Source organism: Pseudomonas sp. GW823-FHT02E01, from assembly GCF_058797535.1.
Genome location: NZ_JBXAJS010000001.1, coordinates 447,560 through 460,216, shown reverse-complemented (window position 1 = coordinate 460,216; position 12,657 = coordinate 447,560). Strand labels below are relative to the sequence as shown.

At 58.8% G+C, this 12,657-nt stretch carries 12 protein-coding genes; 3 read left to right on the top strand and 9 right to left on the bottom strand.

What is annotated here, in order from left to right:
• Positions 1-12 precede the first annotated feature (12 nt).
• The 6 genes from purB to AC1RDQ_RS02110 form a co-directional block, all read right to left on the bottom strand.
• A complete protein-coding gene (gene purB, locus AC1RDQ_RS02135; RefSeq protein WP_007972090.1) occupies positions 13-1,383 on the bottom strand; it encodes an adenylosuccinate lyase in 1,371 nt (456 codons plus the stop codon).
• A 124-nt stretch (positions 1,384-1,507) separates the two neighbouring features.
• Entirely contained in the window at positions 1,508-2,131 is a 624-nt protein-coding gene (gene hflD / locus AC1RDQ_RS02130) for a high frequency lysogenization protein HflD (protein ID WP_057714163.1), read from the bottom strand.
• Positions 2,128-3,261: a tRNA 2-thiouridine(34) synthase MnmA gene (gene mnmA, locus AC1RDQ_RS02125; RefSeq protein ID WP_150812620.1), complete on the bottom strand. Its 1,134-nt coding sequence runs from the start codon at positions 3,259-3,261 to the stop codon at positions 2,128-2,130. Before mnmA ends, hflD begins: the two co-directional genes overlap by 4 nt.
• Before the next feature lie 59 nt (positions 3,262-3,320).
• Positions 3,321-3,767 (bottom strand): NUDIX hydrolase, encoded by a 447-nt coding sequence (locus AC1RDQ_RS02120; protein ID WP_057714165.1) that lies wholly within the window; start codon positions 3,765-3,767, stop codon positions 3,321-3,323.
• Positions 3,768-3,982: 215 nt separating this feature from the next.
• Positions 3,983-6,208: an NADP-dependent isocitrate dehydrogenase gene (locus AC1RDQ_RS02115; RefSeq protein ID WP_090456611.1), complete on the bottom strand. Its 2,226-nt coding sequence runs from the start codon at positions 6,206-6,208 to the stop codon at positions 3,983-3,985.
• A gap of 327 nt (positions 6,209-6,535) precedes the next feature.
• Positions 6,536-6,703: a hypothetical protein gene (locus tag AC1RDQ_RS02110; RefSeq protein WP_167362871.1), complete on the bottom strand. Its 168-nt coding sequence runs from the start codon at positions 6,701-6,703 to the stop codon at positions 6,536-6,538.
• Between AC1RDQ_RS02110 and icd the strand changes: the two genes are divergently transcribed.
• Positions 6,702-7,958: an NADP-dependent isocitrate dehydrogenase gene (gene icd, locus AC1RDQ_RS02105; RefSeq protein ID WP_057399856.1), complete on the top strand. Its 1,257-nt coding sequence runs from the start codon at positions 6,702-6,704 to the stop codon at positions 7,956-7,958. The two genes, AC1RDQ_RS02110 and icd, sit on opposite strands and share 2 nt — an antisense overlap.
• Before the next feature lie 80 nt (positions 7,959-8,038).
• On the opposite strand, the gene cspD is transcribed toward icd, so the two are convergent.
• Positions 8,039-8,305 (bottom strand): cold shock domain-containing protein CspD, encoded by a 267-nt coding sequence (cspD, locus tag AC1RDQ_RS02100; protein ID WP_057714167.1) that lies wholly within the window; start codon positions 8,303-8,305, stop codon positions 8,039-8,041.
• Positions 8,306-8,529: 224 nt separating this feature from the next.
• Between cspD and clpS the strand changes: the two genes are divergently transcribed.
• Positions 8,530-8,913 (top strand): ATP-dependent Clp protease adapter ClpS, encoded by a 384-nt coding sequence (gene clpS, locus AC1RDQ_RS02095; RefSeq protein ID WP_020799529.1) that lies wholly within the window; start codon positions 8,530-8,532, stop codon positions 8,911-8,913.
• Positions 8,914-8,943: 30 nt separating this feature from the next.
• The gene (clpA, locus tag AC1RDQ_RS02090) at positions 8,944-11,214 is read left to right on the top strand and encodes an ATP-dependent Clp protease ATP-binding subunit ClpA (RefSeq protein ID WP_057714168.1); all 2,271 of its coding nucleotides are present in this window, start codon (positions 8,944-8,946) and stop codon (positions 11,212-11,214) included.
• 363 nt (positions 11,215-11,577) lie between these two features.
• On the opposite strand, the gene infA is transcribed toward clpA, so the two are convergent.
• Complete coding sequence (gene infA / locus AC1RDQ_RS02085) at positions 11,578-11,796, bottom strand: translation initiation factor IF-1 (protein ID WP_002553999.1); 219 nt, start codon at positions 11,794-11,796, stop codon at positions 11,578-11,580.
• Positions 11,797-11,907: 111 nt separating this feature from the next.
• Positions 11,908-12,615, bottom strand: coding sequence for an arginyltransferase (locus AC1RDQ_RS02080; protein WP_102670534.1), 708 nt, complete (start codon positions 12,613-12,615; stop codon positions 11,908-11,910).
• Positions 12,616-12,657 lie beyond the last annotated feature (42 nt).

Here is a 12,657-nt window from a genome sequence, read left to right as displayed (position 1 = left end):
TCTAGCGGTCGATCAGATGCGTTTGGCTTGTTCTACAGCGTTGCCGATGTAGTTCGCCGGGGTGAGCAATTTCAGCTCGGCCTTGGCGGCGGCTGGCATGTCCAGGCCGTCGATGAAAGTCTGCAGCGCTTCCGGGCTGATGCCCTTGCCGCGGGTCAGTTCTTTCAGCTTTTCGTACGGGTTTTCGATGTTGTAGCGACGCATCACGGTCTGGATCGGCTCGGCCAGTACTTCCCAGCAGGCGTCCAGGTCAGCGGCAATCTTCTGCTCGTTGAGCTCAAGCTTGCTGATGCCCTTGAGGCTGGCTTCGTACGCGATCACGCTGTGGGCGAAGCCGACACCGAGGTTGCGCAGTACGGTGGAGTCGGTCAGGTCGCGCTGCCAGCGGGAGATCGGCAGTTTGCTCGCCAGGTGCTGGAACAGTGCGTTGGCGATACCCAGGTTGCCTTCGGAGTTTTCGAAGTCGATCGGGTTGACCTTGTGCGGCATGGTCGACGAACCGATTTCGCCAGCGATGGTGCGCTGTTTGAAATAACCCAGGGAGATGTAGCCCCAGATGTCGCGGTCGAAGTCGATCAGGATGGTGTTGAAGCGGGCGATCGCGTCGAACAGCTCGGCAATGTAGTCGTGCGGTTCGATCTGCGTGGTGTACGGGTTGAAGCCCAGGCCCAGCTCGTCTTCGATGAAGGCGCGGGCGTTGGCTTCCCAGTCGATCTCAGGGTAGGCCGACAGGTGGGCGTTGTAGTTGCCGACAGCGCCGTTGATCTTGCCCAGCAGCGGAACGGCAGCGACTTGAGCGATCTGGCGCTCCAGGCGGTAAACCACGTTCGCCAGCTCTTTGCCCAGGGTGGTCGGCGAGGCCGGCTGACCGTGGGTGCGCGACAGCATCGGCACGTCGGCGAAACGGATGGCCAGTTCGCGGATGGCGTTGGCAGTCTGGCGCATCAGCGGCAGCATCACGTCATCACGGCCTTCGCGCAGCATCAGGGCGTGGGACAGGTTGTTGATGTCCTCGCTGGTGCAGGCAAAGTGGATGAATTCACTGACCTTGGCCAGCTCCGGCAGCTTGGCCGCTTGCTCTTTGAGCAGGTACTCGATGGCCTTGACGTCGTGGTTGGTGGTGCGCTCGATCTCTTTGACGCGCTCGGCGTGCTCCAGAGAGAAGTTTTCCGCCAGGGTGTTGAGCACAGCGTTGGCTTCGGCGGAGAACGCCGGCACTTCACTGATGGCAGGGTGAGCGGCCAGGCGCTGGAGCCAGCGCACTTCAACCAGAACGCGGGCACGGATCAGGCCGTACTCGCTGAAAATTGGGCGCAGGGCCTGGGTTTTGCCGGCGTAGCGGCCGTCAACAGGGGAAACCGCAGTGAGCGAAGAAAGCTGCATGGGGTGTTCTCGGACAGTCGGGCAACGAAATGGGGCGCGTATCATACATGAAAAAATCCGCCGGTCCGTCGCCAACTGACCGGCGTATTACGCGTATTGCTGAGTTCGGTTCTGTCGATGCGGGTTATTCGTTACGCATCAAGGGGTAAAGCTCTTTGAGCAACTTGCGGCGGCTGATCACCAGTTGCCAGCGATGACCGCCCAACTGCCGCCACAGGCGTGCTGAGCGAATGCCGGCCAGCAGCAGGGCGCGAATTTTCGAGGCGTTGCTCGGTTGTTGCAGGTTGCGCATGTCGCCGTGCACCTGAATGCGCTGGCGCAGTGTGCTCAGGGTGTCCTGATACAGCGCGCCGCAGGCGGCGATCACGTTTTCGTGGGCCGGGCCGAAGTGTTCGACCTGGGACTGAATCTGCGGCAGGCGTTTGCCGATCACGTCGAGCATGTCGCCGCGTTTGGCCAGTTGACGCTCAAGGCCGAGCATGGCCAGGGCATAACGCAGTGGCTCGCGCTGCAGGGCACTTGGGTCGCGTTCGAGGGCGCCGATCAGCGCGCGGTAGCCTTCGCGCAGGTTGATGTCGTCGCCACCATAGACTTCCAGCGTGTCCTTGGGGTCGCGGATCAGCAGGCTGCCGAGCATGCAGCTCAGGCCGGCTTCGTTGGTCTGGCCGGTCTTGGCGATCCTGTCCACCAGCACCGCGGCGAGAAACACCCCACCCAGTGCCGTCAGTTGCTCCTGAATCGGGTTCATAGGGCCTGGCCCTTGCTCGTCCACGGCTCGGCTACTTCAATCACGCCGCCGCCGAGGCAGATTTCACCGTCATAGAACACCACAGACTGGCCTGGAGTGACCGCGCGTTGCGGATCATCGAAGGTCGCGCGATAACCGGTGGCGGTTTTTTCCAGGGTGCAGGGCTGGTCGCTCTGGCGATAACGCACCTTGGCGGTCAGTTTGCGCGGCTCGGTCAAATCGATCGGGTTGACCCAATAGATGTCCGAGGCGAGCAGGGCGCGGGAGAACAGGTAAGGGTGATCATTACCCTGGCCAACGATCAGTTCGTTGTGTTCCAGGTCTTTGATCAGCACATACCACGGCTCGTCACCGGCGTCTTTCAGGCCGCCGATGCCCAGGCCCTGACGCTGGCCGATGGTGTGGTACATCAGGCCGTGGTGACGACCGATGACTTCGCCTTCGGTGGTCTTGATCTCGCCTGGCTGGGCCGGCAGGTATTGCTTGAGGAAGTCGCTGAAGCGGCGTTCGCCGATAAAGCAGATCCCGGTGGAATCCTTTTTCTTCGCGGTCGCCAGCTCGTACTTCTCGGCAATGGCGCGCACTTGCGGTTTTTCCAGCTCGCCGACCGGGAACAGGGTCTTGGCGATCTGTTCGCCACCGACGGCGTGCAGGAAGTAGCTCTGGTCCTTGTTCGGGTCCAGGCCCTTGAGCAGTTCGGTGCGACCATCGATGTCGCGGCGACGCACGTAGTGGCCGGTGGCGATCAGGTCGGCGCCAAGCATCATGGCGTAGTCGAGGAACGCCTTGAACTTGATTTCGCGGTTGCACAGGATGTCCGGGTTCGGCGTGCGTCCGGCCTTGTATTCGGCCAGGAAATGCTCGAACACGTTGTCCCAGTACTCGGCGGCGAAGTTGGCGGTGTGCAGCTTGATGCCAATCTTGTCGCACACGGCCTGGGCGTCCGCCAGGTCATCCATGGCGGTGCAGTATTCCGTTCCATCGTCTTCTTCCCAGTTCTTCATGAACAGGCCTTCCACCTCATAACCCTGCTCGATCAGCAGGAGGGCGGAAACGGAAGAGTCCACGCCGCCGGACATGCCGACAATGACGCGCTTCTTTTGTGTGTCAGAAGGGGCTGGATCACGCATAGGGATTCAATGAGTGTCTTGAAAAAGGACGCGATTCTAGCAGGCTCGGGCCCGCAAGGCTAAAGAGAAGGACGGATCAATTCGAGGCCGAAGTGTTGGCCTGCCAGATAGTCGTCGATGCAGCGGATGATCAGCTCGCTGCGCCAGTTGTCGCGCTGCTCGATTAATTCCTCGCGGGTCAACCACTTGGCGCCGACGATGCCGTCATCCAGTTGATAATCCGCGTGGTGTTTCAGTGGTTTGGCGATGAAGCAGACCCGCTGGTAGGTCACGCCATTGCTCGGGGCGGTGTAGAGGTAAATGCCCAGTACGCCGGTCGGTTCGACGTCCCAACCGGTTTCCTCGAGGGTTTCGCGCACGGCGGCTTCGGTCAGGGTTTCATTCGGATCCAGATGGCCCGCGGGCTGATTGAGCACCACGCGTCCGTGCTTGAGTTCCTCGACCATCAGGAAGCGGCCGTTGTCTTCGACGATGGTGGCGACGGTGATGTGGGGTTTCCAGTCCATAAAACTTCCTCGGTTTTGAATGTTGAAACACTATCCCTATGGGGGCGAGCTTGCTCGCGATGGCGGCGAGTCAGTCACCAGAGGTGTTGGATGATATACCGCTATCGCGAGCAAGCTCGCTCCCACAGGGGGTGTGTGTTTATTCGGTATTGTGTGAGGTCCGGAAAACACAAACCCCGGCACAGGGCCGGGGTTTGTGATGTTCCCTTACAACCTTAAACCAGCGCAGCAACAGCCGCGTTGAAGGTTGCGCTTGGGCGCATGGCCTTGCTGATCAGCTCGGCGTCGGCGTGGTAGTAACCGCCGATGTCCACTGGCTTGCCCTGAACGGCGTTGAGTTCGGCAACGATGGTCGCCTCGTTCTCGGTCAGGGTCTTGGCCAGGGTCGCGAACTGCGCTTGCAGTGCAGCGTCTTCGGTCTGGGCAGCCAGGGCCTGAGCCCAGTACAGCGCCAGATAGAAGTGGCTGCCGCGGTTGTCGATGTTGCCGACTTTGCGCGATGGCGACTTGTTGTTGTCCAGGAACTGGCCGGTGGCCTGGTCCAGGGTCTTGGCCAGAACCAGCGCCTTGGGGTTGTTGTAGGTCACGCCCAGGTGTTCCAGGGACGCGGCCAGGGCCAGGAATTCACCCAGCGAATCCCAGCGCAGGAAGTTTTCTTCCAGCAGTTGCTGAACGTGCTTCGGAGCCGAACCGCCGGCGCCGGTTTCGAACAGGCCACCGCCGTTCATCAGCGGCACGATCGACAGCATCTTGGCGCTGGTGCCCAGTTCCATGATCGGGAACAGGTCGGTCAGGTAGTCGCGCAGTACGTTGCCGGTTACCGAGATGGTGTCCTTGCCGGCGCGGGTACGCTGCAGGGTGGACTTCATCGCGTCGACCGGGGCCATGATCTGGATGTCCAGGCCGGCAGTGTCGTGGTCCTTCAGGTAAGCCTGAACTTTCTCGATCACTACGCCGTCGTGGGCGCGCATCGGGTCCAGCCAGAAGATCGCCGGGGTGCTGCTGGCGCGAGCACGGTTGACGGCCAGTTTGACCCAGTCCTGGATCGGCGCGTCTTTGGTCTGGCACATGCGGAAGATATCGCCGGCTTCAACAGCCTGTTCCATCAGCAGGTTGCCCTTGCTGTCGGTGACGCGAACAACGCCGTCAGCCTTGATCTGGAAAGTCTTGTCGTGAGAGCCGTACTCTTCGGCTTTCTTCGCCATCAGGCCAACGTTCGGCACGCTGCCCATGGTGGTCGGATCGAACGCACCGTTGGCTTTGCAGTCTTCGATCACGGCCTGGTAGATGGTGGCGTAGCAGCGATCCGGGATCACGGCTTTGGTGTCGTGCAACTGGCCGTCGGTGCCCCACATCTTGCCGGAGTCACGGATCATTGCCGGCATCGAGGCGTCGACGATCACGTCGCTCGGCACGTGCAGGTTGGTGATGCCTTTGTCGGAGTTGACCATCGCCAGGGAAGGACGAACGGCGTAGACCGCCTGGATGTCAGCTTCGATCTGCGCTTGCTGCTCGGCAGGCAAAGCCTTGATGCGAGCGTACAGGTCGCCGATGCCGTTGTTCAGGTTGAAGCCGATCTGTGCCAGCACGTCAGCGTGCTTGGCCAGTGCGTCTTTATAGAACTCGGCAACGATCTGGCCGAACATGATCGGGTCGGAGACCTTCATCATGGTGGCTTTCAAGTGAACCGACAGCAGCACGCCTTGTGCCTTGGCGTCTTCGATTTCAGCCGCGATGAAGCTGCGCAGGGCGTTTTTGCTCAGTACCGCGCAATCGAGGATCTCACCGGCTTGTACGCTGGTCTTTTCTTTCAGGACGGTCGCGGTGCCGTCTTGGGCGATCAGTTCGATCTTCACGGCGTCAGCGGCGTCGATCAGGGCGGCTTTTTCGCTGCCGTAGAAATCGCCGGTGCTCATGTGCGCGATGTGGGACTTGGAGTCCTTGGCCCACGCGCCCATTTTGTGCGGGTGCTTGCGTGCGTAGTTCTTGACCGACAACGGCGCGCGGCGGTCGGAGTTGCCTTCGCGCAGGACCGGGTTCACGGCGCTGCCCTTGATCTTGTCGTAACGCGCCTTGGCTTCCTTGTCGGCGTCGCAGGTCACGGTTTCCGGGTAGTCCGGCAGTGCGTAGCCCTGGGCTTGCAGCTCTTTGATCGCGGCTTGCAGTTGCGGAACCGAGGCGCTGATGTTCGGCAATTTGATGATGTTGGCTTCAGGCGTAACGGCCAGGGCGCCCAGTTCGGCGAGGTGGTCGGCTACGGCTTTGTCACCCAGTTGCTCGGGGAAGCTGGCCAGGATGCGCCCTGCAAGAGAGATATCGCGGGTTTCAACGGCGATATCAGCCGAGGCGGTGAACGCCTCTACGATAGGCAACAGTGAATAGGTGGCGAGGGCAGGAGCTTCGTCGGTGAAGGTATAGATGATCTTCGAGCGGGTGGGCATATTCGGATTAACTCTCTCTTCTTTGCTAAAGCGTGCGCAGAAACTCGAGGGCGCCGGGTAAGCGCGTTCGTTCAAAGTCATCCATGAGCCGAATATCGAGGTTTCGTTGCTGTGATGTTGGGTGCATCAGTAGGGCGTCAAGTAGCCGGACTGCGATAACAGGCCGGCTTGCCGGGCGGAAAGTCTCATCGTAGAGCACTTCAGCCGTCGTGACCCTGTGGTCAGCGGGCGGCATTATACATAGGTAGCTGGCAATCTGCCGATGGTTCATATGCAACGAATGTCGTCCATTGGTCTAAAGGTCGCAGGGGCGAGCAGGGCGTAAGGTCACTCGTCGTGCTTGGTTTTGGCGCTTTTCCCTTTGCTTTCAGGCTTGTAGCGCGCGAGTTGCAAGGCTTTGCGCCAGATCGATGGAACATAGGGTTTGCGCGCCGATTCAACTGGGTTACGCTCGAACCAAGCCAGATGTTCAATCCAATCAATGGAGTTCAGCATGGGTTACAAGAAGATTCAGGTTCCAGCCGTCGGCGACAAAATCACCGTCAATGCAGACCATTCTCTCAATGTTCCTAATAACCCGATCATCCCCTTCATCGAAGGTGACGGCATTGGTGTCGACATCAGCCCGGTCATGATCAAGGTTGTCGATGCTGCTGTTAAGAAGGCCTACGGTGGCGAACGCAAGATTTCCTGGATGGAGGTGTACGCCGGGGAGAAAGCGACTCAGGTTTACGATCAGGACACCTGGCTGCCTCAGGAAACCCTGGACGCGGTCAAGGATTACGTGGTTTCCATCAAGGGCCCGCTGACCACTCCGGTCGGTGGTGGCATCCGTTCCCTGAACGTGGCCCTGCGTCAGCAGCTCGACCTGTACGTCTGCCTGCGCCCGGTGCGCTGGTTCGAAGGCGTGCCTAGCCCGGTCAAGAAGCCAGGCGATGTCGACATGACCATCTTCCGCGAGAACTCCGAAGACATCTACGCGGGCATCGAGTGGAAGGCCGGTACGCCGGAAGCCACCAAGGTCATCAAGTTCCTGAAAGAAGAAATGGGCGTTACCAAGATCCGTTTTGACGAGAACTGCGGTATCGGCGTCAAGCCGGTGTCCCTGCAGGGCACCAAGCGTCTGGCGCGAAAGGCCCTGCAATATGTGGTCGACAACGATCGCGATTCGCTGACCATCGTGCACAAAGGCAACATCATGAAGTTCACCGAAGGTGCCTTCAAGGAATGGGCCTACGAAGTGGCGGCTGAAGAGTTCGGCGCGACCCTGCTCGACGGTGGCCCGTGGATGCAGTTCAAGAACCCGAAAACCGGCAAGAACGTCGTCGTCAAGGATGCCATCGCCGACGCCATGCTCCAGCAGATCCTGCTGCGCCCGGCCGAGTACGATGTGATCGCGACCCTGAACCTGAACGGCGACTACCTCTCCGACGCCTTGGCGGCGGAAGTGGGCGGTATCGGTATTGCGCCGGGTGCCAACCTGTCCGACACCGTCGCCATGTTCGAAGCCACCCACGGTACGGCGCCGAAGTACGCCGGCAAGGACCAGGTCAACCCGGGGTCGTTGATCCTGTCGGCTGAAATGATGCTGCGCCACATGGGCTGGACCGAAGCGGCCGACCTGATCATCAAGGGCACCAACGGCGCGATTTCCGCCAAGACCGTGACCTATGACTTCGAGCGTCTGATGGAGGGCGCCAAACTGGTGTCGTCTTCCGGCTTCGGTGATGCGCTGATCTCGCACATGTAAGAAAACGCAGGCACACAAAAACCGCCTGATTCAAGTAGATGAGTCAGGCGGTTTTTTTATGGCGCTATGACGGTGTGGACTTACACTGTAACGGTCTGTTGCGGGGCGGATGCCGTCGCTTTCGAAGCGCCCACCGGGCTGCCGATGTTGACCGCGTGCAGGCCTTTGGGGCCCTGGATGATGTCGAATACGACAGCTTGCCCGGCTTTCAGGGTTTTATAACCTTCCATCTGGATGGCGGAGTAGTGGGCAAACAGGTCTTCTGTCTTGCCGTCCTCATTGATGAAACCGTAACCCTTGGCATTGTTGAACCATTTGACCTTGCCGCTGACCTTGCCGCCTGACATACCCAACTCCCTCTGCAACAGACTCCATCACTGGAGTATCATCCAGTACATCCGCAGTCGAATCTGTAAATAAGATTGACTCCGCGGACCTTTTTTACCCACTGTGGGCTCTATTGGTTGTAACACCGTTTTGCCGATAGTCAAGCTGACCCGGCAGTCGGAGTTGAAATCGCTGATAGCCGCCCCCACCACTGTATTTGAACAACTGACGAACCTTTCTTTCCATGCATGCAATCAGCCAGATTCGACTAACATTCAATCAGGATCGCCCGACTCTCCAGAAGGATCGCCCGGAGGAACACGACGACGATTCCGCAGGCATTGCTGTTCAGGAGGCCAAGCCTGCTTTACAGGCGCCGCCGATGTACAAGGTGGTTTTGTTCAATGATGACTACACACCGATGGATTTCGTCGTCGAAGTGCTCGAGGTGTTTTTTAACCTGAATCGCGAGCTGGCGACCAAGGTCATGCTGGCCGTCCACACAGAAGGACGGGCAGTATGTGGAGTGTTTACCCGCGACATCGCCGAGACCAAGGCCATGCAGGTCAACCAGTACGCCAGGGAAAGCCAGCATCCGCTACTCTGTGAAATCGAGAAGGACGGTTAATCGCCGGACACTTGGGTATGAGGTGAAGCTATGTTAAACCGCGAGCTCGAAGTCACCCTCAATCTTGCCTTCAAGGAAGCTCGTTCGAAGCGTCATGAGTTCATGACCGTCGAGCACCTCTTGCTGGCCCTATTGGACAATGAGGCTGCCGCCACCGTTCTGCGTGCGTGCGGCGCAAACCTCGACAAACTCAAGCATGACCTGCAGGAGTTCATCGACTCCACCACGCCATTGATCCCTGTTCATGACGAGGATCGCGAAACCCAGCCAACCCTGGGCTTCCAGCGTGTGCTGCAACGTGCTGTGTTTCACGTACAGAGCTCGGGCAAACGCGAAGTGACTGGCGCCAACGTGCTGGTCGCGATCTTCAGTGAGCAAGAGAGTCAGGCGGTGTTCCTGCTGAAACAGCAGAGCGTTGCCCGTATAGATGTCGTCAACTACATCGCCCATGGCATTTCCAAAGTGCCGGGGCATGGCGATCACTCTGAAGGTGAGCAAGATATGCAGGACGACGAGGGCGGTGAGTCTTCTTCCTCAGGCAATCCCCTGGATGCTTATGCCAGCAACCTCAACGAGCTCGCGCGCCAGGGTCGCATCGATCCGCTGGTGGGGCGTGAGCTGGAAGTCGAGCGCGTTGCGCAGATCCTGGCGCGTCGGCGCAAAAACAATCCGCTGCTGGTGGGCGAGGCGGGCGTGGGTAAAACCGCGATTGCCGAAGGCTTGGCCAAGCGCATTGTCGACGACCAGGTGCCGGATCTGCTGGCAAACAGTGTTGTTTATTCCCTCGATCTTGGCGCTCTGCTCGCGGGCACCAAGTATCGTGGCGATTTCGAGAAGCGCTTCAAGGCGTTGCTCAATGAACTGAAAAAACGTCCGCAGGCGATCCTGTTCATCGACGAGATCCACACCATCATTGGTGCGGGTGCCGCGTCCGGTGGCGTCATGGATGCCTCGAACCTGCTCAAGCCGCTGCTGTCCTCGGGTGATATCCGCTGCATCGGTTCAACCACCTTCCAGGAATTCCGTGGCATCTTCGAGAAGGATCGTGCCTTGGCCCGACGCTTCCAGAAGGTCGATGTGTCGGAGCCTTCGGTGGAAGACACCATTGGCATTCTGCGCGGCCTGAAGGGGCGTTTCGAAAGCCATCACAATATCGAATACAGTGATGAGGCCCTGCGCGCGGCTGCCGAACTGGCCTCGCGTTACATCAACGACCGTCATATGCCGGACAAGGCCATCGATGTCATCGACGAGGCGGGTGCCTATCAGCGCCTGCAACCGGTCGAGAAGCGTGTGAAGCGCATCGAAGTGCCGCAAGTCGAGGACATCGTCGCGAAAATCGCGCGGATTCCGCCAAAACACGTCACCAGTTCCGACAAGGAGCTGCTGCGTAACCTGGAGCGTGATCTGAAATTGACCGTGTTCGGTCAGGATGCCGCGATCGATTCGCTGGCAACCGCGATCAAGCTGTCCCGTGCCGGCCTCAAATCCCCTGACAAGCCTGTCGGTTCGTTCCTGTTCGCAGGGCCTACCGGTGTCGGTAAAACCGAAGCGGCGCGTCAGTTGGCCAAGGCCTTGGGTGTCGAGCTGATTCGTTTCGACATGTCCGAATACATGGAGCGCCACACCGTATCGCGTCTGATCGGTGCGCCTCCTGGTTATGTCGGATTCGATCAGGGCGGTCTGCTCACCGAAGCCATTACCAAGCAGCCACACTGCGTGTTGTTGCTCGATGAAATCGAGAAGGCGCATCCGGAAGTCTTCAACCTGCTGTTGCAGGTCATGGACCACGGTACGTTGACCGATAACAACGGGCGCAAGGCGGATTTCCGTAACGTGATCGTCATCATGACGACCAACGCCGGTGCCGAGACTGCAGCCCGCGCTTCGATCGGTTTCACCTATCAGGATCACTCGTCCGATGCGATGGAAGTGATCAAGAAGAGCTTCACGCCGGAATTCCGCAACCGTCTGGACACCATCATCCAGTTTGGTCGCCTCAGTCATGAGGTTATCAAGAGCGTGGTGGACAAGTTCCTTACCGAGCTTCAGGCGCAACTGGAAGACAAGCGTGTGTTGCTGGAAGTCACCGATGCAGCCCGCAACTGGCTGGCCGAAGGTGGCTACGACGCGGCGATGGGGGCTCGCCCAATGGCTCGCCTGATCCAGGACAAGATCAAGCGTCCGCTGGCGGAGGAGATTCTCTTTGGCGAACTGGCCGAGCATGGCGGTGTGGTACACATCGACATCAAGGACGGAGAGCTGACCTTCGAGTTCGAGACCACGGCCGAGATGGCCTGACGTTCAAAAGCAAAACAAAAAGGCGCCGAGAGGCGCCTTTTTGCTGTCTGTTGATCGGCATGTCTGCTGTCTGTGGGAGCGAGCTTGCTCGCGATGGTCGTCAACGATGATGCGGGGAGTCTGACTTGACGTGGTGCTCTCAGGTTTTTCGCGAGCAAGCTCGCTCCTACAGGAGGTGGGGGGGGTAAATTACAGGCAAACAAAAACGCCCGGCATAAGCCGGGCGTTTTGTATTGACTTGCTTAGCGAGTGAGCCCTATCTCTGTAGGAGCGAGCTTGCTCGCGATGTTCGTCAATGATGATGCGGGGACTCTGACTTGACGCGGTACCGTCAGGTTTTTCGCGAGCAAGCTCGCTCCAACCTTATCGAGCGCGGTAAGTGATGCGCCCTTTGCTCAAGTCATAAGGAGTCAGCTCTACGCGCACTTTGTCGCCGGTAAGAATACGGATGTAGTTCTTGCGCATCTTGCCGGAGATGTGCGCGGTTACGACGTGCCCATTTTCCAACTCCACACGAAACATGGTGTTGGGCAGGGTGTCGACGACAGTGCCTTCCATTTCGAAGCTGTCTTCTTTCGACATGCAGTAAAGCCCTCGGTGTCCAATGAATGGCCCGGTGCAACTGCGCCAGGCAAAAGCGGCGTGCATTGTGCCCGAAAAATGGGGTTTAAGCCAAGGGGTTTAGGGGCGGCTCTAGTTTAGAACCACCCAGCGCTGATTAATCAGCAACTCAATAGGGCGATATTGAGTCTTGTAGTTCATTTTTTTGCAGTTTTTGATCCAGTAGCCGAGGTAGACCGCATCCAGCCCCAGCCGCCTGGCCTCGGCGATTTGCCACAGGATCGCATAGCGCCCAAGGCTGCGGCGCTCTTCGGCCGGTTCGTAGAAGGTGTAGACCGCCGAAAGACCGTTCGGCAGTAAATCGGTGACGGCGACGGCCAGCAGCCGGCCATTCAGGCGAAATTCATAAAATCTTGAAAACGGCAGGTCCCGCACCAGGAACGTCGAAAACTGGTCGCGACTCGGCGGGTACATGTCGCCATCGGCGTGACGCTGTTCAATATAGCGCTGGTAAAGGTCGAAGTATTCTTCGTTGAAGCCGGGCTTGGCTGGACGTACCTGCAAATCCACGTTGCGCTTGAAGATGCGTTTCTGTTGCCGGTTGGGCGTGAACTGTCCCACGGGAATGCGCGCCGGAACGCAGGCATTGCAATTCTGGCAATGCGGCCGATAGAGATGATCGCCACTGCGACGAAACCCCATCTCCGACAGGTCTGCATAGACATGCACATCCATGGGCTGGCTAGGGTCGAGGAACAGGGTTGTGGCCTGCTCCTCCGGCAGATAACTGCAAGAGTGCGGCTGAGTGGCATAGAACTTCAATCGCGCCAACTCGGTCATGATCAACCCTCGGGATAATGCTTTTGAATAAGTGTAAGCCAC

Excerpts from the sequence above, each read along its gene's own strand:
- icd (WP_057399856.1), top strand. The coding sequence starts at position 6,702 with ATGGGTTACAAGAAGATTCAGGTTCCAGCCGTCGGCGACAAAATCACC.
- AC1RDQ_RS02110 (WP_167362871.1), bottom strand. The coding sequence starts at position 6,703 with ATGCTGAACTCCATTGATTGGATTGAACATCTGGCTTGGTTCGAGCGT.
- cspD (WP_057714167.1), bottom strand. The coding sequence starts at position 8,305 with ATGTCAGGCGGCAAGGTCAGCGGCAAGGTCAAATGGTTCAACAATGCC.
- clpA (WP_057714168.1), top strand. The coding sequence starts at position 8,944 with ATGTTAAACCGCGAGCTCGAAGTCACCCTCAATCTTGCCTTCAAGGAA.
- purB (WP_007972090.1), bottom strand. The coding sequence starts at position 1,383 with ATGCAGCTTTCTTCGCTCACTGCGGTTTCCCCTGTTGACGGCCGCTAC.
- AC1RDQ_RS02080 (WP_102670534.1), bottom strand. The coding sequence starts at position 12,615 with ATGACCGAGTTGGCGCGATTGAAGTTCTATGCCACTCAGCCGCACTCT.
- infA (WP_002553999.1), bottom strand. The coding sequence starts at position 11,796 with ATGTCGAAAGAAGACAGCTTCGAAATGGAAGGCACTGTCGTCGACACC.
- mnmA (WP_150812620.1), bottom strand. The coding sequence starts at position 3,261 with ATGCGTGATCCAGCCCCTTCTGACACACAAAAGAAGCGCGTCATTGTC.
- AC1RDQ_RS02115 (WP_090456611.1), bottom strand. The coding sequence starts at position 6,208 with ATGCCCACCCGCTCGAAGATCATCTATACCTTCACCGACGAAGCTCCT.
- hflD (WP_057714163.1), bottom strand. The coding sequence starts at position 2,131 with ATGAACCCGATTCAGGAGCAACTGACGGCACTGGGTGGGGTGTTTCTC.
- clpS (WP_020799529.1), top strand. The coding sequence starts at position 8,530 with ATGCATGCAATCAGCCAGATTCGACTAACATTCAATCAGGATCGCCCG.
- AC1RDQ_RS02120 (WP_057714165.1), bottom strand. The coding sequence starts at position 3,767 with ATGGACTGGAAACCCCACATCACCGTCGCCACCATCGTCGAAGACAAC.